We start from the raw sequence: 23,256 nt of genomic DNA on the forward strand, positions 1-23,256 counted from the left end.
GACTTTCGGAGGATATTTCCAGACGCACTTTGACGCGCGGTGTGCGCGTCCAGACGCAGGCTCGAAAAATCACGCTCGACCGGTGTCAGTGCGACAATCGGTGACTCGTCGTTCATCATCTCGGGGGAGTTGGCGGCGAGGCTATCATCGCGCGAGATATTTCCGATGTTAGAAAATTACTTCTTGGCAGCCACTTCCGATATCGGAGTCAACTCCAGCGAGCCGTTGTTCCCGTTGCCGTCTCGACTGGCCGGATGTACGCACAGATTTCGGAAGTTGCTAAGGTTCTTGGTCTCGCGCAACAGCTGACGGATTGCGTCCACATCCTCTGGATCGACCGATGGATCATCCAGGTACAGGATGAAACCGGCATGTGAACCATTGGCGTGGTAGCGACGGCGGAACAGCGTCGCGGACTCGTTCAGTCCCGCCGTGTTCATGCCGATGGCGACCGGTTCGGCGTATTCGAATTGCGTTTTCAAACTGCTCATGTTTCGCTCCTAAGCGTGATTAGATGTTGTTGCAGGCGGCACAGCGTAGTCCTCGAATCGCACGATTTCCTCGTCGGCCCATTCGTTGATCGCCCGGAATTTTTGCTGCAAAGGTCGGATTTCGTTGTAGCCAAACACGCGCGCGGCAGTGTCGGCCGCACCGAATCCGCCGGTGTTGCTTGGCACGATACCGATCAGTTGCGGTGGTACGCGGTGGGCGGCGAGACTGTCGTCGCGCGTGATATTTTTGATATTAAAGAATTCATCCTTGGCGGCCACTTCCGATATCGGAATTAACTCGAGCGAGCCCTTGTTCCCGTTGCCGTCGCGACTGGCCGAATGCACGAACAAATTTCGGAAGTTGCCGAGGTTCTTGGTCTCGCGCAGCTGCTGACGGATTGCGTCCACATCCTCTGGATCGACCGATGGATCGTTCAGGTACAGGATGAAACCGGCATGTGAACCATTAGCGTAGTAGCGACGGCGGAACAGCGTCGCGGACTCGTTGAGCCACGCCGCTTGAAGTGACGCGATGTACTCAGGCATGCCGTACACCTCCTGGTTCACATCGGGCTCGGCGAGCTGAAACACTGACCCACGCTCGAAAGTATGGGCGATCTGGTATCCGTCGATCAGCGCCACGTGCTCCAGATCCGTCATCCGGCGCGTGTATTTCGCGACGGTCGGCCGGTAGTTGAGTGCTTTGCCTAACAAATTGGTTTCGCGTTCGAGGTAGGCATCGCCAAAGGTCAGATAATCCAGCGCCAAGCGGCTGAACGATTCGCGCGAAAACCTCTTATGCGGGATGAACGTCGAGGCGAGTACGTTGCGCTTGAAGTACAGGGCGGAGGCGTGATGGGTGCCCGCGCGAAGCGATTTCGCCAGTCCAGTTCGACAAATGGGGGGCTCGAAAAAGCCGTTAATCGTCCACAGTTCGCGATAGTCGAAGATGTCGGGCGCTTCAAGCGCGGTGGCGGCGTCGCCAAACTCGAATGTGGTAATTGAGCTGAGTGAGTCGCGCGCGGCGATTTCGCTGGCGCTGCTGATCGAGGTGACAAGCATTAATAGAACTCCACAGTGCTGCGAGCGCGAGTCGCGCCTTCAAGCGGTTCGTTGTCGAGCGCATGCATGCAGGCCCAGGCCAAATCGGCGTGGCCGATCTCCTGGCTGCGTGCGGCGGTGTAGGTGAGTTTGCTGCCGCTCGGGGTCATCGATCGCCGAATCGACATGAATGACTGCACCAGGTCCGTGTAGCTGGCGTCGAATTCGAGTCGTGCGTTTGTGATGACTGACTGCGCCTTCAAAATCAGTCGCGTCTTGAGCTCGGGCGAATATTGCAATGCGTAGGTGCGCGGAAAGAACTGCTGAACCAGCCGATACAGCCCGTAACCGACGCCGGTTGCATCGACCGTGATCTTGGTGACGTTATAGCGCCGGGTGATCTCGCGCACGTATTGCGCCTGTGTCTCGAAGTCCTCGCCGCGCCAGCGGTGACGTTCGAGCACGCGGAACTTGCCGCCCGGTTGGGTGGGTGGTGCGATCACCACGCATCCGGCGGCGTCCCCTTCGCTCGACAGTGCGGGGTCATAGCCGATCCAGACGGGTCGCACGCCAAACGGACGCGCCTCAAGCGGCTTCACATCGGTCCACGCTTCCCAGCTATCGACCATGCAGCGTTTCATTGCGTCGAACGGGAACACTGAGGCCGTGTCGTCGACGAATTCACACATATACAGGTTGGCGAAGTCAGCTGGGCTATTGCTGTTGCGTTGCTCCTCGATATCGATTTTGTCAAAGCCTGCGGCGACGGCGTCCTCCACCGTAACGATCTGCCGCCATTGGCCATCTGGACATGTCAGACCACGTGCAAGCGACGTATGCGAGACATCGATTTCAACGCGTTGATCGGCTGCGCGCCCCTTGTTATAGTGCGCGCCCGTCCAGAATGAATACGCCTCGTGTGTCGTCGTCGATGGCGTCGAGAAGTGCGTCATGCGCAAGTGCTTGTGCGTTGCCATGCCTTGCGCCACCTTGTTAAGCGTCGCGAAATTGCCGACCCAAAAATACTCGTCGAAGTACAGATCGCCGTTATAGCTCTGTGCGGTGCGCGAGCTCGTACCAAGAAAAATCAGTTCCGCGCTGTTGGGCAGAATGATCGGATCGCCCGTCAATTCCACTTCGGCCGCTTTCCAGGCGAACTTCTGGATGTAGCTTTTGAACACGTGAGCCTGCGCGCGGCTGGCCGACAGAAAAATCTGGTTATAGCCCGTCTCAAGCGCGCGCTCGAGCGCTTCCATCGCGAAATAAAATGTCGCACCGATCTGCCGCGACTTCAGGATGTTGCGGCGACGCATCGCGCGGTTCATGTACCAGATGCGTTGATGGCCGATTAGCCAATCCTTCACGGCATCGATGAGCTTTTGGCGCTGCTCGTCGCTCATCGCGTTGCGTTTGGACCTGCGTGTCGGTGATCGCGGGGCGGCGGTTTCTTCATGTCCAACCTGGGCAGAAGCGCGTGCGCTGCGTGCCTGAATCTTGCACATTCGCTCGATCTCGCGGCCGAGCAGATCGATTTCCTTGAAGTCTTTGGGGTCCTTGTTCTCCTTGGTGATGAGCACGCGCATGCGCTGGTCAAGCGCGTCGCTGATCTTGTCGACGGGCGTCGCTTGATCCCACTTCCCCCGTTGCTTCCATGTCTCGACAGTCGAGCGCTTGTGCCCGATGTGTTCGGCAATGGCCGTGATCGTCCAGCCCGACCAGAACAGGTCGCGTGCGGCGCGGCGAACGGCTAGTTCGACAACTTGTGATCGGTCGGGGAACGCGGAAAACGGGTTTGCGGTGGTCATGTGTCGAGCGTATCGCGCGCGGGAGCGCAGGCGTGAGCCCTTGAATTTGTGCTGAGGCTCACGCGCCACGCGGCGCATTGAAGTGCGCTCGCGGCTCACGCACCATGCAACGACACCGGACTGGATCAGGGAGGAAACACGATGCCGTTGAATTGGAAGCGCGTGGCGACGCAAGGCGCGACGACGGACGGGCGCGAAATCACGCGTCAGCAGATTGAAGACATGGCGAGCACGTACGACCCGAAAACGAAGATCGGCGCACGCGTGTTCTGCGAGCACATTCGTGGCATGGCGCCCGATAGCCCATTCCGTGCATTCGGCGATGTGCGCGCGTTGAAGGCCGAAGCGGTAGAGGACGGCAAGTTGGCGTTGTTCGCGCAGATCGATCCGACGGACGATCTAAAAGCGATGGCGAAGAGCCGTCAGAAAATCTATTCGAGCGTCGAAATCGATACGAACTTTGGCGGCTCTGGCAAGGCATATCTGGTGGGTCTGGGCGTGACCGACAGTCCGGCCAGCTTCGGCACCGACGTGTTGACGTTCGCTCAGCAGCATCCCGATCACTTTCGGTCGAAGAAACAGCGTCCCGAAAACGTGTTCTCGGCGAGTGTCGAGATCGACACGGACTTCGGCGAGGCCGACCAAGCGGGTAATGCGAGCGGTGCGAGCGGTGCGCCTGATCCGGTGACGTTCTTCGGCAACGTGCTCGCCAAGCTCGGTTTCAGCGCGCAATCGAGCGGCGGCGCTCAGGTGGGCGACGCAGTGTCGCCATCCAACTCTCCAGCCAACTCGCCAGCAGCGGGCTCGGGGAAGGGCGCACCGCAGACGTTCACGGCCGAGCAACTCGCCCAAGCGTTCCATCAGGCTCAGCGTGAGGCGCAGGGCGAAGCGGCAGACAAAGCCGTAACGGAACGCCTCGACCGATTCGAACAACAGTTCTCCGATTTCGTGAAGAAGATGGAATCGGTGCAGTTCAGTGCGCCGCGCCCGCCCGTCACCGGTGGTGGCGGCACCGGCGGCACTGGCGAATTGACCGACTGCTGATCGCGGCAGCCGCTTACCGAAGAACCCACGCATCGCACACAAGGAAACGATATGACACCGATTGCACGCGCCGCGATCGAAGCTTATTCGCAGCAGGTCGCACGATTGAGCGGCGTCGCTGACGCGGCAAAGAAGTTTGCCGTTACGCCGTCCGTCCAGCAAACGATCGAAAAACGCATTCAGGAGTCGGATGACTTTCTGAAGGGCATCAACATGATCGGCGTCACCGCGCAGAAAGGCGAGAAGTTGGGCCTGCTGATCGGCGCGACGATCGCGAGCACGACGGACACCACTCAGAAAGAGCGCGAGCCGATCGATCCGCACGACTTCGATCCGAACGGATATTTTGCGACGCAGACGAATTTCGATACGCAGATGCGTTACGACCTGCTCGATGCGTGGGCGCACCTCAACGGCTTTCAGGCGAAGCTGCGCGACATGCTGATTCGTCAGCAAGCGCTGGATCGCATTCGCATCGGCTTTAACGGCAAGTCGCGTGCGGCCACGTCGGACCGGTCGAAAAACCCGGTGTGCGAGGACGTGAACGTCGGCTGGCTTGAGAAATACCGTCTGTACGCGCCCCATCAGGTCATGAAAGACCAAATCGTGGTGGGCGGGAAGGACTCGCACTATCACTCGCCGGACGCGCTCGTCTTCGAAGCGGTGAATTCGCTGGTCGCACCGTGGCACGCGAGTAACCCCGATCTGGTGGTGCTGTGCGGCCGCGAAACGATGCTCGACCGCTACTTCGTTACGCTCAACGCAGACAATCGTCCGGTCGACCAGATCGCGGCCAATCTGATTGTGAGCCAGCAGCGCATGGGCGGCATCAAGGCCGTGCGCGCGCCGTTCATGCCGAGCGGCAAGCTGTTCATCACGCCGCAGAAAAATCTGTCGATTTACTGGCAGATTGGCGGCCGACGCCGCTCGATCATCGACAATCCGAAGCGCGACCGCTACGAGTTCTTCGAATCGAGCAACGAAGCGTACGTGGTCGAGGACTACAGCGCGGGCTGTCTGATCGACAACGTGAAGTTTGCGAGCAGCGAGACCAAGCCCGCTCAGAATCAGGCGGATTAAGCGCGCCATGGAACGAGACACGCCGATTTCCCGTCATCTGAAGCAGATCGCGGCGCTGCGCACGTCGAACGTATCGGTCAGCGCAGGTCGGCAACAGGCCCGCGCGCAAGACCTGATGCGCGCGAAACTCGCGGCCGATCAGATGCGCCTGAAGGATACGCGCTCGATGGCACGCAAGATCGAGATCAAGCGCGAAGTCTTGCCGGACTACGCCCCATACATCGCTCAAGCGCTGTCGAGCGACGAAGGCGGCCAAGACGATGTACTGGTGACGGTGATGGTCTGGATGATCGACGCCGGCGACTGGCGCGGCGCACTCGACGTTGCCGCCTATGCAATCCGTCATGGGTTGCAGATGCCCGCCACGTTCGAGCGCACGCTTGCGGCGACGGTGGCCGAAGGATTCGCCGACGCGCAGGGCGTCGACGCGGACATGCTCGCCGAAGTGATTGCGCTGGTTGCGCCGTTCGATATGGTCGACCAGATCAAGGCGAAGCTCAACAAGGCATACGGGCTGGCGATCGAGGCGAGCAACCCGGTGGCTGCACTCGATGCGTTGAGCGTCGCGTTCGAACTGAACAACCGGATTGGCGTGAAACGCGACATCGCTCGCATCGAGGCGGCGCTCGCGGCTCGAGCGCCATTATCCGATTCGGCGGGGAGCGAATCGGATGAGTAACGCGTCCCTCGCGACAGGGCGGCACGCGCGCCGAGCGGCAGGTATTGCACTTGGCCGAACGACGCGCGTCCACCGCCCACCCTACCGTCACCCTTGCACGACGAGGCGGCGATGAACGATTTCGTATCGGTCGCTCCGATTTCAGCGCACGCGGCCCATGATCCGAACCCGCCGCGCGTCGAGCCGATCCTCAAGGGCGACGGTTGGTACCCGGACATCGATCTACGAGACGTGCGGGTCGTCTTGCGCCTGGACGGCACGGTGACGGACGCGCGGCTTTTCGATGCGGTAGTCGAAGGCATCGCCCATGCGGCCGACGTCTTGCATGCGTGGCGCGTCAAATGTGAGGCAAGCGGGGCGGCCGATCTGGCGGCGACCCATCCTCGCCAGGTCGCAGGCGAAAGCGTCCAGGTGCGCCGCTATCGGCGCGCCGTGTACGGCTGGGCGCATGCGTTGGTGTTGGAGCGATATCGGGGCTACGACACATCACAGAGCGGAACGCGCCGCGTCGATGCCGTGGCGTTGTCGCCGGACGAGGCGCGCCGGGATGCCTATTGGGCCTTGGGCGATATCGTCGGGCGGCGCAGATTAACGGTCGAGGCGATTTGATGAAGGTGCGCTCGCAGCAGGGCGATACGGTCGATTTGTTGTGTTGGCGATTTTATGGTCGCACCAACGGCACGGTCGAGGCGGTGCTCGAAGCGAACCCGGGTCTTGCCGATCTGGGTCTGATGCTTCCTCTTGGCACGCTCGTGAGCATGCCCGAACTCGGTGAAGTCGCTAGCACGACGCCTTTATTGCAATTGTTCGATTGATTGAGGAACTGGCCCATGGCCGAGCCCAACACTACCACTGCGATGGCGCTGTCCGCTGTGATTGGACTTGCGAGCCTTGCACCGGGAATCGACGGCAATGCGCTGATCGGAGCATTCGCGGGCGCAGCGCTCGTTGTCGTGACATCGAAAGATATCGGTATCGTCCAGCGCGCGGCCTACATGATCATCTCGCTCATCATGGGTTATATGACTGCCCCGGAGATCATCGATTCGACGCCGGTGCGATCAAGCGGTGTCGCCGCTTTCTTCGCGGCTTCGTTGGTTATCACCGTGACGTTGCAGCTTATCGAGCGGGTCAAGAGCGTGGATCTGCTTGCGCTCCTCAAGCGGGGCAAGTGACATGAACCTCTCTTTTGCCAGCATCGCCTTGATGGCGCACGTCGTGGCGGCGCTGCGCATCGTGTTCTTCCGGCGCAACGGCGCTCGGCACCGAGCTCACGTCTCATGGCTTGCCTGGTCGCTCGTGAGCGTACTTGGATGTTCGGCAATCGAGCTGGCGCTGCATCCCCGGCACGTGGACTTCCTCGAAGCCGCGCGGTCGGTTTTGCTCGCGTTTTTTGTGTTCTGCGCGCGCGGCAACGTGGCGCGCCTTTTATGGAGTGGCGAACAATGAGGATCCTTCGATTTGGCTCGATGGGCGATGAGGTGGCGCTTTTGCAGCACCGATTGCTTCGCGCAGGTTTCGAGCTCGCGGTGACGCATGTATTTGATGAGTCTACCGAGACTGCCGTCAAAAAGTTACAAGCCGACGCGGGTCTCGTGATCGACGGCCTTGCAGGGCCGAAGACCATGCTTGCGCTTGCAACCGGAAAGCGAGATGCCAAGCATCTTGCTGATGCGGATATCGTTAAAGCGGCCGCCTCACTCGATGTTCCTGTCGAGTGCGTGCGTGCGGTGAACGAGGTCGAGTCTCGCGGCGAAGGCTTCCTTGCTGATGGCCGACCCGTCATCCTGTTCGAGCGCCACGTATTCTGGGAGCGGTTGGTGACCCACGGGATCGACCCCAATCCGCTCGCGGCTCGCTACCCGAACATTGTGTCGGAAACCCGTGGCGGCTATGAAGGCGGATCGGCGGAATATGTGCGGCTCGCGTGGGCTCAGATGCTCGCACCAGTCGCCGCCTGGGAGGCAACGAGCTGGGGCGCCTTCCAGGTCATGGGCGAACACTGGAAGCGACTCGATTATCAAAGCCCGCAAGAGTTCGTGTCGCGTATGGAGGCGAGCGAAAGGGAGCAGCTCGATGCATTCGTGCGTTTCGTTGCCGCTGACGCCAAGCTGCTCGCGGCGTTGAAATCGCGCCGCTGGGAGGCGTTTGCTGAAGGCTATAACGGCAAGGCGTACAAGGCGAACCTCTATGACGTGAAGCTTGCGCGCGCGTATGAGCGCTATGCGCCTACGCCTACGCTCGCGCCTAAGCCAACGCCAGCCGAAGCGACTGCATGAACTTTCTCGCGATCAAATTTAAGCTCGCTGTCTGCGCACTGCTCATTGCAGCGTCGGTCAGCGCCGTGCTTTATGTCCGAGCGTTGCGTGCGCAGCTCGGGGTGGAAAGTGGACTACTGCGCGCCGCGAGCCAGCGCATTGAAGATCGCGATAGGACCATTCGCGATCTTCAACGTGACGCTCTTGAAAAAGCGCGGCAGCAAGCGCAGCTCGACAGGGCGACGGCCGCTGCCGAGAAGACTATCTCGACGCAACGCCAAGCGATGAGGGAAGCCATCCATGACAGTCCGACCGTTCACGCTTGGGCCGACACTGCTTTGCCTGATGATGTTGTGCGCTTGTCAGCCAATCCAGCCTACACCGGCTCCGCAGATTTTAGTGCAGCAGTGCCAGACGATCACGCCGTGCGGTCTACCGGCGATGTCACCACGCACTAACGGCGAGTTACAGGACGCACTGACAACAGCGAAGGGCGCGTGGGCCACGTGCGCCGCGAAAGTCGATCTGATCGTCGAGTGTCAGGCTCGCGCGCAGACGCGGAACGCCGCGCAGAGCAAGGATGCAAAGCATGATTAAACCTGGCAGTTTGCGCGGGGCGCTCGCAGCCGCTATTCCGACGCTTGCTGAAAACCCGGACAAGCTGACGGTATTTATCGATCAAGGATCGATTGCCGCGACCGGCGCGAAGTCGAGCTCGTTCGAATACCGATACGTGCTCAATGTGCTAGTGCTTGATTACGCGGGCCAGGCAGACGACATATTCATCGCGGTGATTAATTGGGTCCGCGCGCATCAGCCTGACCTTGTAACGAACTGGGATCAGCGTGAAAGCGGCATCACTTACGAGATCGACATTCTTGGCAACAGCACCGCCGACGTGTCTATCAAGCTGCAACTCACCGAAAGTGTCGTCGTGACGGTTGAGAATGGCGCGCGAACAGTGACACATGTTGATGATTCACAATCCGCCCAGCAGCCTTGGGAAAGCTGAATTGAATCCGTCCGCTCGCTTCGTTGAAACATTCGATGTTGGAGCAAGTCATGTCCTCAAATACCTCAATGAATCGCATGGAACAAAGCGATGCGATCGCAAATCTGATCCGTCGCCAAGCTGTGGGCTATGTAGGCGATATCAGCGCATACGGTGAGTGGGTAAGGTTACTGAGCGAGACGCCGCCAGAGGTGGCCGCTTACGCACTATCTGTTGCGCTTGGCGGAAAAGCTTATCAGCAAGCGCCTCAAGGTCGACGATGCCGGGGGCGAACAGGTTGCTGTTTGAATGGTTAGCAGACGATGGACTCACAATCTCAACTCGATAGCCTGGAGACGTGGGCCAGCACGCTGCTTGCCAAGCTTGATCCCGCTGCTCGGCGCGCGGTGATGCGCGATATCGCCCGCGAGCTGCGCCGCAGCCAGCAAGCGCGCATCGCCGCGCAACGCAATCCGGACGGCAGTGCTTATGAACCCCGCAAGCCGCGCTTGAAGTCTGGAACAAAGAAGCTGCGCGGCAAGCGAGGCCGAATCAAGCGCTCGGCAATGTTCTCCAAGCTTCGCACGACGCGTTATATGCGCATTGAAGCCGATGCGAACGGGCTCGCCATCGGCTTCATCGGTCGCGTGGCGCGGATCGCGCGTGTGCATCAATTCGGTGAGACGGATCATGTCGCGCCCGGTGGCCCGGAGTATCGCTATCCCGCACGTGAGCTGCTTGGCTTCACCCGCGACGATCGCGAGTTGATCCGCGACATGCTGCTCAAACATATCTCACACGATTAGCATTTTCCTCGGCGGACAATTTTGTGTCCAGGCGCGAAACATCGGTGATTACTCGTCTCGCGCGCGCTTGCTTGGCAAGATTGGCGACATGCACGCCAATGAATTTCGCCGCCTTCTCATCAACCTGATCCGCCGAGGATCAGTGGCCGAGGTTGACCTCTCGACGAACCCGCCCAGCGTGCGGGTGTCGGTGGGCGACCCCGATGATGAGCATGCGCCTGGGCTCATGACGAACTGGTTGCCATTCGTCACCTTGCGCGCCGGTAAGACCCGTGCCTGGAATCCACCGAGCGTCGGCGAGCAAGTGATCCTGCTCTGTCCAATGGGCGATCTTGCGCAAGGTGTGGCTTGGGGCGGTGTCTTCTGTGATGCAGTGACGCCGCCGAGTCGCAGTCCCGACGTTCACGCGATCGCCTACCCCGATGGCGCGCTCGTGCAATACGACCACGCCAAGCATTCACTCTCAGTCCGTCTTCCGGACGGCGCATCGGTGAACCTGAGCGCGCCTGGCGCCGTCGTCGTCGAAAGCAAAGCGGTCACCGTTCGCAGCGATGATGCGACGCTGGACGCGAAGCACATTTTGCTCGACGGCGATGTCGTGGTCAGCAGATCAATGACGGTCGTAGGCGCATTTGCATTCCAGTCCGGTATGAGCGGACAGGGTGGAGGCGGGAGCGGTGGCCATGCGATGCGCATTGACGGCGGTGCTCACTTCTCGAAGGACGTGACGGCGGCCGGTGTGAGTGTGGAAAGCCATCTGCATCGTGCCCAAGGCTCTAATGCGCCGACGAGTAAGCCGATCAAGGGCGCGAACTTCAGAGGCATGAATGCGGCCGCTGGAGGAAGGGTCGGAAAGTCGGCAATACGCCGACGGGCGAGCCGACGAACGAGCCGACTGAGGAGGACCGTATGAAAGGCATGAACGCACTCAACGGCCGTTGGATCTCCGGCCTCGATCATCTCTACCAGTCGATCGGCAAGATCGTTTCGACGCCGCTTGCCTCGTGCATCAAGCGTCGCGACTTCGGCTCCGAATTGACCGATCTGATCGACGCACCGGCCAACGGCGCGATGCGAACTCGCCTGTATGCGGCCGTTGCGACTGCGCTGATGCGCTGGGAGCCGCGTCTCACGTTGACTCGGGTGCTGCTTGTCGCCGACGAGGCCGCGCAAGGGGTGCTTTATCTTGAAATTGAGGGCTGGACCGGTGTGAGCGGCACGCCCGTGCGTGCGCGCGTTGACGTCTTGAGTGGAAAAGTAGCATGAGCGCAACACCTATCGATCTTTCTAAGCTCCCGTCGCCAGACATCATCGAGACGATCGATTTCGACACCTTGTTGTCGACTTTGAAAGCGAAATTCGTCTCGCTGCATGCCAAGGAGGAACAGGCGGAGATATCGGAGACACTCAAGCTCGAATCGGAGCCGATTGTGCGCTTGTTGCAGCTGCTGGCCTATCGCGAAATGACGCTGCGCCAGCGCGTGAACGATGCCGCGCGCCGAATCATGCTCGCGTATGCGATCGATGCAGACCTGGATCATCTGGCCGCGCTCGTCGGCATTAAACGGCAGACGATCACGCCGGCGAACGCCGAGAAGGGGACCAAGGCCAAGATGGAGGGCAATGCCGATCTGCGTGCGCGGGTGCAGCTCGCGCCACAGCGTTTCTCCGTGGCAGGTCCCGAAGGCGCTTATATCTCGCTTGCGCGCAACGCGCACGCTCATGTGCTCGACGCGACCGCCATCAGTCCCGCGCCGTGTGAGGTGCTCGTCACGATCCTGTCTCGCTTGGATGATGGCGCGGCCGAAGCGAGCTTGATTGATGCCGTCGCCGCCGCGTTGAGTGCGAGCGACGTGCGACCGCTCACCGATAAGGTCACGGTCAAGTCAGCTGAAGTCATCAAATATGAGGTGCGCGCGAGGTTGACTTTCTTCTCCGGCCCCGATCGCGCGGTCGCGCTTGAAGAGGCCAACAAAGCCATGAAAGGCTACGCCGAGCAGATGCACCGGCTTGGGATGGAAGTCACGCTCGATGGAATCTATGCGGCCGCACGCGCACCGGGCGTTCAGAAGGTCGTGCTTGAGCAGCCGCTCCAAAGTATCAAAGCGTCCAAGACGCAAGCGCCTTATTGCACCAGCATCGAACTGATCGACGACGGGGTGTACATCCTTGAATAGATTGCTTCCGCCCAATGCGACTCGGCTCGAACGCCGGTTTGCCGATACGAGCGCATCTATTGACGACATTCCGACGCCGCTTGCCACGCTCATCGATCCTGATGCGATTCGTCTCGATCTCCTGCCGTGGCTCGCGTGGCAGTTGGGCGTTGATACGTGGAAAGGGTATTGGCCCGAACACGTGAAACGCGCGCGTGTGAAGCAGGCTATACCCGTAGCGCGTCGCAAGGGGACGGCCGCCGCGGTGCGCGAGGTGGTTGCAGCCTTCGGTGGCAACCTCATCCTGCGCGAGTGGTTCGAGCTCCAGCCGGAGGGCAGGCCAGGCACGTTCGAAATCCTGATGACCGTCAGCGGTCATGAGGGCAAGGTGCCGAGCGCCGAGTATGTAGCCGACATCCGTGCAGAGATCGACCGCACCAAGCCCCTGCGGGCGCACTACACGTTCAAGCAGGGATTTTCGAAGCAGGTTCAGCAACCGATCGGCGCTGCGGCGCGCGTGGCAGTGTACCGCCGACTCAATTTATGTGAATAACGAATCGACTAGCAGACGATGGCAAATCTTCTCACCCTAACCGATGCTGGCCGCGCGGCGCTCGTTGCACCGAATAAGGACGGTACGAATGCGCACAAGATTGTCGAGATCGGTCTTGCGACCGCGGCATTCGAGTCGAGCAAGGCGCTTAAGTCGCTGCCGAACGAGCTCAAGCGCATCATCACCTTCGGCGGCACGAACGTGGCCCCCGACACGATTCACGCGACGCTTACGGACGATAGCGAAGACCAATATTCGCTTTACGGTTTTGGGCTGTATCTCGAAGACGGCACGCTGCTAGCCGCGTACGGGCAGGACACGCCGATCATGGAAAAGTCGCCCGCTGCCTTGCTGTTGCTCTCGTGTGACATGCAGTTCGCGGCGATCGATGCTACGCAGTTGGTCTTTGGCGAAACGTCGTTCCTCAATCCGCCGGCGACCACGGAACGGCAAGGCGTGGTGGAGCTTGCCACCAGTGCTGAGACCGTCGCGGGCACGGATACTCGCCGCGCGGCGACACCGGCCGGTGTTCAAGCGGCGATCGGTCACGCCATCGTTGACAAATCCAATCGTGGGCACCACCACGCAATTCTCGAGATTGACGGGTTGCAGGCCGCGCTAGACGGCAAATATTCGACTACGGGCGGACCGGTAGGCGGCGATGTTCGTCTGAAGTCTGCGGGCTCTCCCTATAGTCCGGCGCTCTTATTCGATGCGAACGGCTTCTCGCCTTTTGTACGTTCGAACGCGACGCAACGGCAACTCGAATTCGTCAATAGCGCGAATCGCGCGATTAACGCGACCTTGTCCGACAGCGGCGTGCTGTCTTTGCCGCGCGCGCGCCCGACATGGGCGGGTGTCACGCCCTGGGACACTGGCAATCTGCCCAATCCCTTGACGACGAACGGAGGCTCGATCAACGGGCCACTGTATTCGAATCAGCGTGTGCAAGGCGCTGATCTTGTGTCTTTGGGCTATGTCTACGCAGGCGGTGGGCACGCCTCTCTCGCCAGCGACGGCAACCTCTCCGGCGGTGTTTGGGGTGGATGGCTGTCCAACTGGCTGAACACTCAATTCGCTGCGCGTGATAACGGCATCAACGCACGCGCGCCGATCCGAAATGGCAACGGCGGGTATGGCTATGTCGTGAGTGATACCGCCCACAAGGTAACGCTTAACTGGGGCGCCAATGTCGACATGTATGTCGATACCACCTACATCGGCGCGATCCTTACGCACACTAATTTCGGCAACTGGGCTGCGCCCCGCACGATCCTTGATCCAGGCGGCGTCGGCTCGTTTTGCCTTCGCACCTCGCGTCCCGGCTATATCTCGCCGACTCAACCCTCTGATGGCGGCTTTGCCGCGTACTCGGGGAACTGGCGTCGGCAGGATCAGTGCAAGGTCGGTGGCAACCATTCGCTGTATGTCTACCTCTGGCAACGCATCAGCTAATCATGAAGATTCCAATCCTTTTCGACACCAATGCCAACCGTCATGCCGCGCATTCAGCTCGCAGCACCAGCGCGATATTGCACGAAGCGCCGGTGATCCGCGATCCGTATGAGATCGGCACCGTCACGAACCCTCAATGGATGGATCCCGAGCAAAAGCAATGCATCCGCTGCACTGTGACGTTCCCCAATCATCCGATGGGCATCACGGAACCACAGGTCTTCTTTGCTATGCCCACTGATGTTGAAGCGCACGGTCGGGCGTTATTCGCCCGATTGGTCGCGGGCGAGTTCGGTCCAATTGCGAGTTACGTGGAGGATATGGAAGTCATCGCAGCCCAAGCGCGCGAGCAACGCAACGAACGGCTCGCCGCGACACAGTGGCTAGTCGATCGGCATCGTGACGAGCAAGACGCGGGCGTGCCGACGACGTTGGATGCTTCCACTTTCAAAGCGCTCGTCGTCTATCGCCAGGCGCTTCGCGCAGTCACCGCTCAACCCGGTTTCCCGAAGCACATCGAGTGGCCGGTGTCACCCCTGTAAATCTCTCATTTGGAATCCACATATGCCGCTGAAAAAAAACGTTGAAATCGCCTCGATCGGTGTCCCCGCATCGTTTCATGTTGTCCGCCGAGTGACTGTTGATCTGCAGTTGAAGCAGAGCATCGTCGAGGTCGCAAGCTTCTACAACCGCGAGGTCGCGCAACAAGGCGCGCAGTCCATCGGTATCGCTACCGTTCAGGTGGAGGGCGTGCCTGGTAAGGGCGAAGACCTGACTCGGTTTGCCGAGCGAGTGCTGATCGAGCCGCCCCCCGAGCGCATCGACCCGTCCGCGCTCCCGCCCAATCGGTTCGTGTTCAGCGACGCCGATGTGGTGCCTGACATCACAGTACCGTAAGCCTCATCTCCCGTATTTACTCACCCTCATCATCGGAGTTTCGCACCATGCCAACCTACTATCACCACGGCGTTCGTGTTATCGAAATCAATCAGGGCACGCGACCCATTCGCACCGTGGCCACCGCTGTGATCGGCGTGGTGTGCACGGCAGACGATGCGGACGAAAACGCCTTTCCTTTGAATACACCGGTTCTGCTCACGAACGTCGTCGACGCGCTAGGTAAAGCTGGAAAGAAGGGCACGCTCTCTACCACGCTTCGCGCCATCGGCGCGCAGACGAAGGCCCTTACTGTTGTCGTGCGGGTGGCCGAAGGTAAGGACCAGGACGAGACGGTCGGCAATGTGATCGGGACCGTGACGAGCGACGGCCGCTACACCGGCATGAAAGCTTTTCTCGCCGCAAACGCGAAGCTTCATGTCACGCCGCGCATTATCGGTGTGCCGGGACTGGACCGGCCGGAAGTCGCCGCCGCCATGCTGCCGATTGCGCAATCGTTGCGCGCGATGACGTATGCGTTCGCTTGGGGGTGCAAGACCAAGGAGGAGGTCGCCGCGTATCGAGACCAATTCGGCCAGCGCGAGATCATGCTCCTTTGGCCTAACTTCATCGCCTGGGATAGCGATGCGAAGAAAAACGTCGAGGTTCCGTCAGTGGCGTACGCATTAGGTCTGCGTGCGAAGATCGACGAGCAAATCGGTTGGCACAAGACGCTCTCGAACGTCGCCGTCAATGGCGTGGTGGGCATCTCGGCTGACGTCTCGTGGGGTCTGCAAGATCCGGCTACCGACGCGGGTTATCTCAATGAAAAAGGCGTCACGACGCTCATCAACAAGGACGGCTTCCGGTTCTGGGGCTCGCGTACCTGCTCCAGCGATCCGCTCTTTGCGTTCGAGAACTCGACGCGCACCGCACAGGTGCTCGCCGATTCGATCGCGGAAGCACAAATGCCCGTCGTCGACGGGCCGCTTCATCCGTCGTTGCCGCGCGACATCATCGAGACGATCAACGGCAAATTCAGGGCGTGGATTTCTCAAGGCTATCTGATCGGCGGCTCGGCCTGGTTCGATCCTGCCCCCAACACAACCGACACGTTGAAGTCTGGGCAGTCGTTCATCGACTACGACTATACGCCCGTGCCGCCGCTTGAAAACCTTGTGCTGCGTCAGCGCATCACCGACCGGTATCTCGCAGACTTCGCCTCGCGCGTGAGCGCGTAACGATTTGCCTTAACCGTTGGCGTCACCGTGACCAGCTGCGTGACCCCTTCAAGGAGCTAAAAACATGGGTATGCCTCGCAAACTCAAAGGATTCAACCTGTTTCACAACGGCGAAAGCTTTATCGGGCAAGTTGCCGAGGTTACGCTGCCCAAGCTCACCCGCAAGATGGAGGACTATCAGGGCGCAGGCATGAGCGGGCCGATCAAGATTGATTTCGGTCAAGAGGGCATCCAGATGGAATGGACGTGCGGCGGCTTGATGCGTCCTGTACTCGCCCAGTATGGCGTGACCACGCACGATGGCGTGTTGCTGCGCTTTTCCGGCGGCTACCAGTCCGAAGACGCAACCAGTGTCGATTCAGTCGAAATCGTCATCAAGGGTCGGCATAGCGAGATCGAGATGGGCACAGCGAAGGCCAAAGACGACACCGCGTTCAAGGTCACGACCGTCGCGAGTTATTACAAGCTGACGATCAACGGGCAAGAGCTCATCGAGATCGACTTCATCAACTCGATCGAAAAGATCAACGGCAAGGATCTATTGGCCGCGCTGCGCAAAGCGATCGGCATTTGAGCTGGGGCGCAGCGCTCACAATTCCTTCACCACTTTGACTGACAGAAACGAATATGGAAACCAATCAAATCGATAACGAACCGAAGGCCGATGCAAACACGCACACGCTCGACACGCCATTGGTGCGCGGCGAGCAGACCATCACCACTGTCACGCTGCGAAAACCCAAGTCGGGCGAGTTGCGCGGCGTGTCGCTGTCCGACCTCGTGAACCTCGATGTCGCGGCGCTCTCGAAGGTGCTGCCGCGCATCAGCATGCCTACGCTCACCGAGCACGATGTCGCCAACATCGATCCCGCTGATCTGGTCGAGTTAGGAGGCATCTTTGCGGGTTTTTTGATGTCGAAGGCCGTCAAATCGAAACTGGAATCCCTGAAAGGGTAGAAGATGCGATGGCCGACATCGCCGTGGTCTTTGGCTGGACGCCTGCGGTAATGGATGACTTTGGTCTAGTGGAGCTGATGGCGTGGCGCGAGCGGGCGCGGCAACGTAGCGGGAGCGAATAGCGGTGGACAACGCATTGAAACTTCGGGTCATGTTCGACATGGTGGACAAGATCACCAAGCCCTTGAAGACCATGCTCGCAGGCAACAAAGCGCTCGCCTCATCGCTCAAAGAAACGCGTGCGCAGTTAACCCAATTGAGCAACACGCAGAAGAACATCGCCGCGTTTCGCGAGCTTTCCGGTAGCGTTGCCAAGACGACGGCTGAAATGAAGTCCGCTCACGCCACCGTGGGAGAACTCACACGCGCGCTGCATGCATCGGGGCCGCCGTCGAAAGCCATGATTGCTGATTTCGAGCGGGCCAAGCAGGCCGCCGTGACGCTCACCGCCAAGCATAGTCAGCAGGTCGCGAAGTTGGGCGAGTTGCGAACGAAGCTATCGGACGCGGGTGTCGCGACATCGAGCCTGGCTCGGCACGAGCGCGAACTCAAGACCAGCATCGACGCGACCAAGGCATCGATCGCGCAACAGCAGAGGCAACTGGAACAGCTTGCGGAGCGTGAAAGGCGGGTCGCGGCCGCCCGCACAAAGATGCAGGCCATGCAGGGTGTCGGGGTCAACATGGCTATCGGCGGCTATGCGGCCAGGAGCACGGGCACGCACATTCTGGGCGGCCTGGGTCAGACGCTCGGCGAGGCCAAGAAGGTCCAGAACGAGATCGCGCGAATTCAAGCGCTCGGCTTGGGCGAGCGCGCAACGCAAGACGCCGTGAATTTCGCTCGCGGCATGAAGGTGTACGGCGCGAGCACGGCCGACAACATGACGATGATGCGCGACTCGATGTCAGTCTTTGCCGATTCGCATCATGCGAAAGTGGCCGCGCCGATCCTGTCGAAAATGAAGTTTGCGAACGACGCCGTGTACGGTGGAGAGCATGCCGAAGACAATGAGCGCAAGTTCATGAACATGCTCAAGGTGATCGAGCTGCGAGGCGGGACGAAGGACCAAACGACGTTTTTGGATGAGGCTAACCGCGTTCAGAAAGTGATATCGGCGACCGGCGGGCGCGTCGGCGGCGATCAATGGATGGAGTTTATTCAGCGCGGCGGCGTGGCCGCCAAGTCGCTTTCCAAAGATGCGTTCTTCTATCAGATGGAGCCGCTCATTCAGGAGATGCGCGGCAGCGCCGGTAAGGGCCTCATGTCGGGCTACCAGAACTTGATCGAGGGGCGCACGACCGTACGCGCCGCGCGCAAGCTGATGAATCTCGGACTGCTCGATTCCAAAAAAGTCGAATACGACAAGAACGGCCACGTCAAGGCATTCGCCGATGGCGCGCTGCTCAATTCGGAACAGTTCAAGTCCTCGCCCTATGAGTGGATGAAGAAGACGTTGCTACCAGCGCTTGCGAAGAAAGGGATCACCGACGAGAAAGCGATCGTCAGCACGATCGGCTCGATGTTCACGAACTCGACCGCCTCGAACTTGTTCACCACGATGTTCTTGCAACGCAATCAGATTGCAAAGAACGAGCGCCAGAACAAGGGGGCGGCGGACATTGATACGCTGAGCGGCATTGCGCAGGAGCAAACGAGCGGCAAAGAGCTTGCCGCAATGGCCAAGCTGCGTGACCTCAAAAATGAGATTGGTCAGCGCGTCACGCCGCTGTATAACGCGGGGCTCGACAAAACGCGCTCGCTAGCCGAACGGTTGCTCACCGTGGTCAAAGCGCATCCGGGCGCGGCGAAGGCCGTCATTACCGTGTTAGCGGTATTCGCCGCGCTACTTGCCGTGTGCGGGACGTTGACGATTGCTTTGGCGGCCATCCTTGGGCCGCTCGCGTTGCTGCGTTTTAGCATGGCGGTGCTCGGCATGAAGGGCGGTCTCTTGACGCGAGGGCTGGGGCTTGCCGTCGGCGCGTTTCGGATGTTTGGCTCTGCCGCCATGTTCGCCGGGCGTGCGCTGTTGATGAGCCCGATCGGGCTTGCAATCACGGCCCTTGTCGCGATTGTCGCCGTCGCTGCGTACGCCATCTACACGCACTGGGACACCATCAAATCAAGCGCGTCATCGCTCTGGGCGCATATCCGATCGACGTTCGCCGGCGGCGTAGCCTGGCTCAAAGCCCTTCCAGCGTCGATGGCAGCGATCGGAGCGAACATCATCTCTGGCCTGGTGAGCGGCATCACGAGCAGCATGGGGTCGGTCAAGGATTCGATCATGAACGTGGCGAGCTCGACTGTCGGTTGGTTCAAGGAGAAGCTCGGCATCCATAGCCCAAGTCGCGTCTTCAGCGCACTGGGCCACTTCGTTGGAGAGGGCGCGGCGCTCGGCATCGACCGCGCTCAGGGACGTGTCGCACGCGCGGCCGTCGGCTTGGCGGCGGTCGCGGCAAGCTCGTTCGCATCCCCTGCGATCGCGGCAGTGCCGCAGCTCATCAAGTCTGTTGAGCCTACCGTCGCGCTGACACGTCCGCGCGTGCCGATCGACACGCGCGGACCATTGGCGGCGACGGCAGCGGGTAGTGCGGCAAGGAACGCTACCGATGCGGTCACGATCAACATCTATCCGCAGCCGGGCATGGGCGCGCAAGCCATCGCGCGAGCCGTTGCGGCTGAGCTCGATCGCCGTGAGCGCGCGAAGCAGTCGCGCTTGGGCTCAAGCCTCCTGGACCGTTCGTGAGCACCGGAGAGTCGTCATGATGATGTCGCTTGGACAGTTCGTCTTCAGTCTCAAAACTGCGCCGTTCAAGGAGCTGCAACGGCAGCGCAACTGGAAGCATCGAACCAGTTCGCGCATTGGCGCGCGTGACGCAAGTCAATACGTCGGCGTGGGCGACGACACGATCACGCTCAACGGCATGGTCGCGCAAGACAATGCAATCGGGACCATCGCATCGTTGGATGAGCTCGCGAAAATGGGCGACGCAGGTGACGCGTATGTGCTTGTTGACGGCGCGGGCACGGTGTATGGTGCGTTCGTCATTGAGAGTCTCAATGAGACGGCGACGTATCACACGCGTGATGGTGTTGCCCGCAAGATCGAGTTCAATCTATCGATCAAGCGTGTCGATGACGATGCGTTGGCCAATGCGCAAGGTTCCTGAGCATGACCGTGCACGCACGCTCGCAGCCTCAAGCCGACTACCGCATCACGCTCGACGGCCGTGATCTGTCGCGCCAGATCGCGCCCAAGCTCATCAGCTTGACGCTCTCGGAGTCACGCGCTGAAGAATCTGACACGCTTGATCTCGTCATCGATGATTCGAAAAACACCTTTGCCATACCGAAACGTGGCGCAAACATCCGAGTGGCGATCGGGTGGGTAGGCGAATCGCTTGTGGACAAGGGAGTCTTCACGGTCGATGAGATCGAGCACAGCGGCGCGCCAGATATCATCACGATCCGCGCACGATCCGCTTCCATGACCCATGCCATGCACGAGCGGCGCGAACAAAGCTGGCATGGCCAGACACTCGGCGCGATCGTGCGCACCATTGCATCACGGCATTCGCTGAAAGCGGCGGTGAGTGAGGTGCTCGCCTCGGTCGCGATTGCCCATATCGATCAAACACATGAGAGCGATATGTCGTTTCTCACGCGGCTTGCGCGGCGCTTTGACGCGGTGATGAACGTCAAAGATCTGCATCTGCTCTTCATGCCGATCGGCACCGGCAAGACGGCGAGCGGGCGGGCGCTTGCCGAGGTCACACTCACGCGCAAAGACGGGGATAGCCATCGCTACCACGTCGCGCAGCGCGAGAGCTATTCTGCCGTGCGAGCGCATTGGCATTCCAACGGCGCCGGCAAACGGCGGTCCGTTGTGATCGGCGGAGAAAACAATCGCAATGTGAAAGTCCTGCCCGAAGACTACGCGAGCGAGCCTGAGGCACGAGCAGCAGCGAAGGCGGAATATGCACGAGTGCAGCGCAGTCAGGCAACGATGGATTACACATTGGCACGCGGCCGCGCGGAGGTGTTTCCCGAGCTGCCAGTGACGATCAAAGGCTTCAAGCCTGAAATTGATGACACGCCTTGGCTCGTCAAAAGGGTGGTGCACACGCTGACGGGCGACGCTGGTTTCGCCACTTCGATCGAGCTCGAAGTGCGCGACGATCCGGCTTCTAAGCGGCATCGATCGCATTTTAGTAGACGCGGCCGCCAATAAACTTGTCCCCCGCGAAGATAGCGTACTCAAACCAACCAATGCGCCGCTCTCGGTGGCCGCAGACTCAACGGGATTAAAACAATCTAACGGATGCATGAAGCGTTAGAAAATTTTAAGCGTGATCATCGATTGTTGGCGATAAATTACACACGTATTTCGCTTTGAGTAGAGCCGCTCTCGGGATGGCAGTCTCGCCAGTAGGCACTTTCATTCTGCCGGACACGATAACTAAAACCCTTTTTCCAATCGGCGGTACCGAGCATCGCACACCGTTGAACCGAGTGAATTTAGGAGTCGGCATGGACGTTTACTAACCAGCCTAGCCATGAGCTTTAGCTTTAGCTTGAGCATTTGTGCGCCTGCGGTCATCGCAGTCACCCGTATCGACGTTCCGTGCACCGGCCGCGCCTACGACTGATTTCGAATTCAGGAGTGCGGGTGTGCGCCTACGTCTCTGCGTCTATCGATTCTTTTCCACTCATGAAAAATTTCTCCACAATCTCGCTTCTGTCCGCATTCCTTCTGTTCATGTCGTCGACATGTTCGGCCGCATACATGCTACATGGTTCCCTCACCGGATGGAAAGCAACGGTTTATTCTGGGGCTCCGTGTTACATACAAGTCGACGATAAAAGTCAGCCAGAGTACTCGGACAAGTGGCTCCTTTTATCGGACCGTTGGATGTGCGACAAAGCGGCTTCCTTACTCGATCACGCTGTCGCGGTCTACGTCACGTGGAACAGGGATAGGAAGGTTGATCAAGTGTCTGAGCTCGAACGTCATTAACGCCTACATCTAACGTCAACTCAAACGTTTGTGATTTAATCGGGTCCGATGCTCCCGGCCTAGCTTCGGACCCGTCTACAGCACCGCCGTAACAACAATGCGAGCGGATTCGCTACACCTCTAATTAAAGCGTTAGTCTCGCTTGAGGCTTGAATGCAGCTAGGCTGTTCTACGCAGATAAGCCGGTGGATCAGAGAACAACTTGCCTGAACGCCACGATGTCGGTAACTCGCGGACGAGGCGTCGCCATTCATATAGAGCTAACTGAAATGAACCTTCGTGCTTAGCGCGCCGAATTTTATTAACGACATCCCATCCTTTGATGTACAGAGAGAAGCTGCGTTTGCTGGAAAGGTAATGCGGCGCATGCGTTCCGACCCAAGCGAGTAGCTCTTCAGGCGGAACGTCTTCGGTCGCCAGGCCCTCGTCAATGTTCGCGACCACGCTCACATCATCGTTCGGCGTTTCGGGCACGCATTCGCATTTAGGCGCATCGCATGAATCGTCGAGCAATGTACGAAGAATTTGGATTCGATGCCATGGAATCGGCGAGCGGCCAGCGACATAGTTTTTGACGGTACGCAGGCAGCAACGAAGTAATCGCGCAATATCCTTGAAGCAGAGCCCATCTGTGAGGGCGAGGAAATCCTCGATGGAGGCGTGTCGTGCTTGTGTGGGCACTTAGATTCCCTGAGGAGATTAAGTGAGTGGCGATACGCTAACGCATGCAGCGCATTTTGTCTAATAAATCAACCTCTGACCACAGTCAACGAAACTTTACATAACACAAATTAGCAAATTTTTTTGTT

At 59.5% G+C, this 23,256-nt stretch carries 31 protein-coding genes; 27 read left to right on the forward strand and 4 right to left on the reverse strand.

The genetic code is table 11. The annotated features are described in order from the left end of the window. Positions 1-176: 176 nt before the first annotated feature. From P9292_RS17765 to P9292_RS17775, 3 genes are read right to left on the reverse strand one after another with little or no spacing between them, the layout of a single operon-like run. Entirely contained in the window at positions 177-491 is a 315-nt protein-coding gene (locus tag P9292_RS17765) for a hypothetical protein (protein ID WP_309854128.1), read from the reverse strand. Between the two features lie 9 nt (positions 492-500). Continuing rightward, positions 501-1,553, reverse strand: a complete 1,053-nt coding sequence (locus P9292_RS17770) for a phage portal protein (protein WP_309960397.1) — start codon at positions 1,551-1,553, stop codon at positions 501-503. After that, entirely contained in the window at positions 1,553-3,337 is a 1,785-nt protein-coding gene (locus tag P9292_RS17775) for a terminase large subunit domain-containing protein (RefSeq protein ID WP_309960400.1), read from the reverse strand. The genes P9292_RS17770 and P9292_RS17775 overlap by 1 nt, the downstream gene beginning before the upstream one ends. A 141-nt stretch (positions 3,338-3,478) precedes the next feature. Between P9292_RS17775 and P9292_RS17780 the strand changes: the two genes are divergently transcribed. From P9292_RS17780 to P9292_RS17910, 27 genes are all read left to right on the forward strand, one after another. Continuing rightward, a complete protein-coding gene (locus P9292_RS17780; protein ID WP_309960401.1) occupies positions 3,479-4,381 on the forward strand; it encodes a GPO family capsid scaffolding protein in 903 nt (300 codons plus the stop codon). A 51-nt stretch (positions 4,382-4,432) separates the two neighbouring features. Continuing rightward, a complete protein-coding gene (locus tag P9292_RS17785; protein ID WP_309960403.1) occupies positions 4,433-5,461 on the forward strand; it encodes a phage major capsid protein, P2 family in 1,029 nt (342 codons plus the stop codon). A 7-nt stretch (positions 5,462-5,468) separates the two neighbouring features. Next, a complete protein-coding gene (gpM, locus tag P9292_RS17790) occupies positions 5,469-6,140 on the forward strand; it encodes a phage terminase small subunit (protein WP_309958544.1) in 672 nt (223 codons plus the stop codon). A 111-nt stretch (positions 6,141-6,251) separates the two neighbouring features. Continuing rightward, entirely contained in the window at positions 6,252-6,749 is a 498-nt protein-coding gene (locus P9292_RS17795) for a head completion/stabilization protein (protein WP_309960404.1), read from the forward strand. Then, positions 6,749-6,955, forward strand: coding sequence for a tail protein X (locus P9292_RS17800; RefSeq protein WP_309960405.1), 207 nt, complete (start codon positions 6,749-6,751; stop codon positions 6,953-6,955). The genes P9292_RS17795 and P9292_RS17800 overlap by 1 nt, the downstream gene beginning before the upstream one ends. Positions 6,956-6,970: 15 nt before the next feature. After that, positions 6,971-7,315 (forward strand): putative holin, encoded by a 345-nt coding sequence (locus tag P9292_RS17805; RefSeq protein ID WP_309851682.1) that lies wholly within the window; start codon positions 6,971-6,973, stop codon positions 7,313-7,315. Position 7,316: 1 nt separating this feature from the next. Next, a complete protein-coding gene (locus P9292_RS17810; RefSeq protein ID WP_309958542.1) occupies positions 7,317-7,589 on the forward strand; it encodes a phage holin family protein in 273 nt (90 codons plus the stop codon). After that, on the forward strand, positions 7,586-8,419 hold the full coding sequence (locus tag P9292_RS17815; protein WP_309958541.1) for an N-acetylmuramidase family protein: 834 nt from the start codon (positions 7,586-7,588) through the stop codon (positions 8,417-8,419). Before P9292_RS17810 ends, P9292_RS17815 begins: the two co-directional genes overlap by 4 nt. Continuing rightward, the gene (locus P9292_RS17820; RefSeq protein WP_309958765.1) at positions 8,416-8,856 is read left to right on the forward strand and encodes a protein lysB; all 441 of its coding nucleotides are present in this window, start codon (positions 8,416-8,418) and stop codon (positions 8,854-8,856) included. The genes P9292_RS17815 and P9292_RS17820 overlap by 4 nt, the downstream gene beginning before the upstream one ends. Further along, positions 8,744-8,995: an Rz1-like lysis system protein LysC gene (gene lysC / locus P9292_RS17825; RefSeq protein WP_309958756.1), complete on the forward strand. Its 252-nt coding sequence runs from the start codon at positions 8,744-8,746 to the stop codon at positions 8,993-8,995. Before P9292_RS17820 ends, lysC begins: the two co-directional genes overlap by 113 nt. After that, complete coding sequence (locus tag P9292_RS17830; protein WP_409015134.1) at positions 8,979-9,410, forward strand: phage tail protein; 432 nt, start codon at positions 8,979-8,981, stop codon at positions 9,408-9,410. The genes lysC and P9292_RS17830 overlap by 17 nt, the downstream gene beginning before the upstream one ends. Positions 9,411-9,460: 50 nt before the next feature. Further along, entirely contained in the window at positions 9,461-9,706 is a 246-nt protein-coding gene (locus P9292_RS17835; RefSeq protein ID WP_309958540.1) for a hypothetical protein, read from the forward strand. Between the two features lie 6 nt (positions 9,707-9,712). Continuing rightward, positions 9,713-10,195 (forward strand): phage virion morphogenesis protein, encoded by a 483-nt coding sequence (locus P9292_RS17840; RefSeq protein ID WP_309958539.1) that lies wholly within the window; start codon positions 9,713-9,715, stop codon positions 10,193-10,195. A 67-nt stretch (positions 10,196-10,262) separates the two neighbouring features. Beyond that, complete coding sequence (locus P9292_RS17845) at positions 10,263-11,108, forward strand: phage baseplate assembly protein V (RefSeq protein WP_309960406.1); 846 nt, start codon at positions 10,263-10,265, stop codon at positions 11,106-11,108. Continuing rightward, positions 11,105-11,461 carry a GPW/gp25 family protein gene (locus P9292_RS17850; protein ID WP_309960407.1) on the forward strand — a complete coding sequence of 119 codons (357 nt, stop codon included), beginning with the start codon at positions 11,105-11,107 and terminating at the stop codon, positions 11,459-11,461. Before P9292_RS17845 ends, P9292_RS17850 begins: the two co-directional genes overlap by 4 nt. Beyond that, positions 11,458-12,372, forward strand: coding sequence for a baseplate J/gp47 family protein (locus P9292_RS17855; RefSeq protein ID WP_309960408.1), 915 nt, complete (start codon positions 11,458-11,460; stop codon positions 12,370-12,372). Before P9292_RS17850 ends, P9292_RS17855 begins: the two co-directional genes overlap by 4 nt. Then, positions 12,365-12,904, forward strand: coding sequence for a phage tail protein I (locus P9292_RS17860; RefSeq protein WP_309960410.1), 540 nt, complete (start codon positions 12,365-12,367; stop codon positions 12,902-12,904). Before P9292_RS17855 ends, P9292_RS17860 begins: the two co-directional genes overlap by 8 nt. Positions 12,905-12,922: 18 nt before the next feature. Next, on the forward strand, positions 12,923-14,359 hold the full coding sequence (locus P9292_RS43175) for a hypothetical protein (RefSeq protein WP_409015172.1): 1,437 nt from the start codon (positions 12,923-12,925) through the stop codon (positions 14,357-14,359). Between the two features lie 92 nt (positions 14,360-14,451). Further along, positions 14,452-14,901 carry a phage tail assembly chaperone gene (locus tag P9292_RS17870; RefSeq protein ID WP_309958534.1) on the forward strand — a complete coding sequence of 150 codons (450 nt, stop codon included), beginning with the start codon at positions 14,452-14,454 and terminating at the stop codon, positions 14,899-14,901. Between the two features lie 22 nt (positions 14,902-14,923). Further along, a complete protein-coding gene (locus P9292_RS17875; protein WP_309851336.1) occupies positions 14,924-15,256 on the forward strand; it encodes a hypothetical protein in 333 nt (110 codons plus the stop codon). A gap of 47 nt (positions 15,257-15,303) precedes the next feature. Continuing rightward, positions 15,304-16,476 (forward strand): phage tail sheath protein, encoded by a 1,173-nt coding sequence (locus P9292_RS17880; protein ID WP_309960412.1) that lies wholly within the window; start codon positions 15,304-15,306, stop codon positions 16,474-16,476. Positions 16,477-16,540: 64 nt separating this feature from the next. Continuing rightward, positions 16,541-17,050, forward strand: coding sequence for a phage major tail tube protein (locus tag P9292_RS17885; protein ID WP_309851341.1), 510 nt, complete (start codon positions 16,541-16,543; stop codon positions 17,048-17,050). Positions 17,051-17,103: 53 nt separating this feature from the next. Further along, positions 17,104-17,433 carry a phage tail assembly protein gene (locus P9292_RS17890; protein WP_309958532.1) on the forward strand — a complete coding sequence of 110 codons (330 nt, stop codon included), beginning with the start codon at positions 17,104-17,106 and terminating at the stop codon, positions 17,431-17,433. Between the two features lie 50 nt (positions 17,434-17,483). After that, complete coding sequence (locus tag P9292_RS43180) at positions 17,484-17,555, forward strand: GpE family phage tail protein (protein ID WP_409015387.1); 72 nt, start codon at positions 17,484-17,486, stop codon at positions 17,553-17,555. 38 nt (positions 17,556-17,593) lie between these two features. Beyond that, positions 17,594-20,176, forward strand: coding sequence for a phage tail tape measure protein (locus P9292_RS17900; protein WP_409015389.1), 2,583 nt, complete (start codon positions 17,594-17,596; stop codon positions 20,174-20,176). 16 nt (positions 20,177-20,192) lie between these two features. Continuing rightward, entirely contained in the window at positions 20,193-20,600 is a 408-nt protein-coding gene (locus P9292_RS17905) for a phage tail protein (protein WP_309960416.1), read from the forward strand. A gap of 2 nt (positions 20,601-20,602) precedes the next feature. Beyond that, positions 20,603-21,661, forward strand: a complete 1,059-nt coding sequence (locus tag P9292_RS17910; RefSeq protein WP_309960418.1) for a phage late control D family protein — start codon at positions 20,603-20,605, stop codon at positions 21,659-21,661. Positions 21,662-22,606: 945 nt separating this feature from the next. Here P9292_RS17910 and P9292_RS17915 read toward each other — a convergent pair. Then, positions 22,607-23,128 carry an IS21 family transposase gene (locus P9292_RS17915; RefSeq protein WP_309849902.1) on the reverse strand — a complete coding sequence of 174 codons (522 nt, stop codon included), beginning with the start codon at positions 23,126-23,128 and terminating at the stop codon, positions 22,607-22,609. Positions 23,129-23,256: the final 128 nt, after the last annotated feature.

The organism is Caballeronia sp. LZ001, from assembly GCF_031450875.1.
In the GTDB taxonomy this organism is placed as follows: Bacteria; Pseudomonadota; Gammaproteobacteria; order Burkholderiales; family Burkholderiaceae; genus Caballeronia.

Bases quoted from the DNA above. Each gene is read 5' to 3' on its own strand.
- P9292_RS17905 (WP_309960416.1), top strand. From the start codon at position 20,193: ATGATGATGTCGCTTGGACAGTTCGTCTTCAGTCTCAAAACTGCGCCG.
- P9292_RS17765 (WP_309854128.1), bottom strand. From the start codon at position 491: ATGAGCAGTTTGAAAACGCAATTCGAATACGCCGAACCGGTCGCCATC.
- P9292_RS17890 (WP_309958532.1), top strand. From the start codon at position 17,104: ATGGAAACCAATCAAATCGATAACGAACCGAAGGCCGATGCAAACACG.
- P9292_RS17830 (WP_409015134.1), top strand. From the start codon at position 8,979: ATGCAAAGCATGATTAAACCTGGCAGTTTGCGCGGGGCGCTCGCAGCC.
- P9292_RS17770 (WP_309960397.1), bottom strand. From the start codon at position 1,553: ATGCTTGTCACCTCGATCAGCAGCGCCAGCGAAATCGCCGCGCGCGAC.
- P9292_RS17840 (WP_309958539.1), top strand. From the start codon at position 9,713: ATGGACTCACAATCTCAACTCGATAGCCTGGAGACGTGGGCCAGCACG.
- P9292_RS17805 (WP_309851682.1), top strand. From the start codon at position 6,971: ATGGCCGAGCCCAACACTACCACTGCGATGGCGCTGTCCGCTGTGATT.
- P9292_RS17820 (WP_309958765.1), top strand. From the start codon at position 8,416: ATGAACTTTCTCGCGATCAAATTTAAGCTCGCTGTCTGCGCACTGCTC.
- lysC (WP_309958756.1), top strand. From the start codon at position 8,744: ATGATGTTGTGCGCTTGTCAGCCAATCCAGCCTACACCGGCTCCGCAG.
- P9292_RS17875 (WP_309851336.1), top strand. From the start codon at position 14,924: ATGCCGCTGAAAAAAAACGTTGAAATCGCCTCGATCGGTGTCCCCGCA.
- P9292_RS17855 (WP_309960408.1), top strand. From the start codon at position 11,458: ATGAGCGCAACACCTATCGATCTTTCTAAGCTCCCGTCGCCAGACATC.
- P9292_RS17815 (WP_309958541.1), top strand. From the start codon at position 7,586: ATGAGGATCCTTCGATTTGGCTCGATGGGCGATGAGGTGGCGCTTTTG.
- P9292_RS17810 (WP_309958542.1), top strand. From the start codon at position 7,317: ATGAACCTCTCTTTTGCCAGCATCGCCTTGATGGCGCACGTCGTGGCG.
- P9292_RS17885 (WP_309851341.1), top strand. From the start codon at position 16,541: ATGGGTATGCCTCGCAAACTCAAAGGATTCAACCTGTTTCACAACGGC.
- P9292_RS17880 (WP_309960412.1), top strand. From the start codon at position 15,304: ATGCCAACCTACTATCACCACGGCGTTCGTGTTATCGAAATCAATCAG.
- P9292_RS17835 (WP_309958540.1), top strand. From the start codon at position 9,461: ATGTCCTCAAATACCTCAATGAATCGCATGGAACAAAGCGATGCGATC.
- P9292_RS43175 (WP_409015172.1), top strand. From the start codon at position 12,923: ATGGCAAATCTTCTCACCCTAACCGATGCTGGCCGCGCGGCGCTCGTT.
- P9292_RS17775 (WP_309960400.1), bottom strand. From the start codon at position 3,337: ATGACCACCGCAAACCCGTTTTCCGCGTTCCCCGACCGATCACAAGTT.
- gpM (WP_309958544.1), top strand. From the start codon at position 5,469: ATGGAACGAGACACGCCGATTTCCCGTCATCTGAAGCAGATCGCGGCG.
- P9292_RS17785 (WP_309960403.1), top strand. From the start codon at position 4,433: ATGACACCGATTGCACGCGCCGCGATCGAAGCTTATTCGCAGCAGGTC.
- P9292_RS17800 (WP_309960405.1), top strand. From the start codon at position 6,749: ATGAAGGTGCGCTCGCAGCAGGGCGATACGGTCGATTTGTTGTGTTGG.
- P9292_RS17910 (WP_309960418.1), top strand. From the start codon at position 20,603: ATGACCGTGCACGCACGCTCGCAGCCTCAAGCCGACTACCGCATCACG.
- P9292_RS17780 (WP_309960401.1), top strand. From the start codon at position 3,479: ATGCCGTTGAATTGGAAGCGCGTGGCGACGCAAGGCGCGACGACGGAC.
- P9292_RS17795 (WP_309960404.1), top strand. From the start codon at position 6,252: ATGAACGATTTCGTATCGGTCGCTCCGATTTCAGCGCACGCGGCCCAT.
- P9292_RS17900 (WP_409015389.1), top strand. From the start codon at position 17,594: ATGGTGGACAAGATCACCAAGCCCTTGAAGACCATGCTCGCAGGCAAC.
- P9292_RS17850 (WP_309960407.1), top strand. From the start codon at position 11,105: ATGAAAGGCATGAACGCACTCAACGGCCGTTGGATCTCCGGCCTCGAT.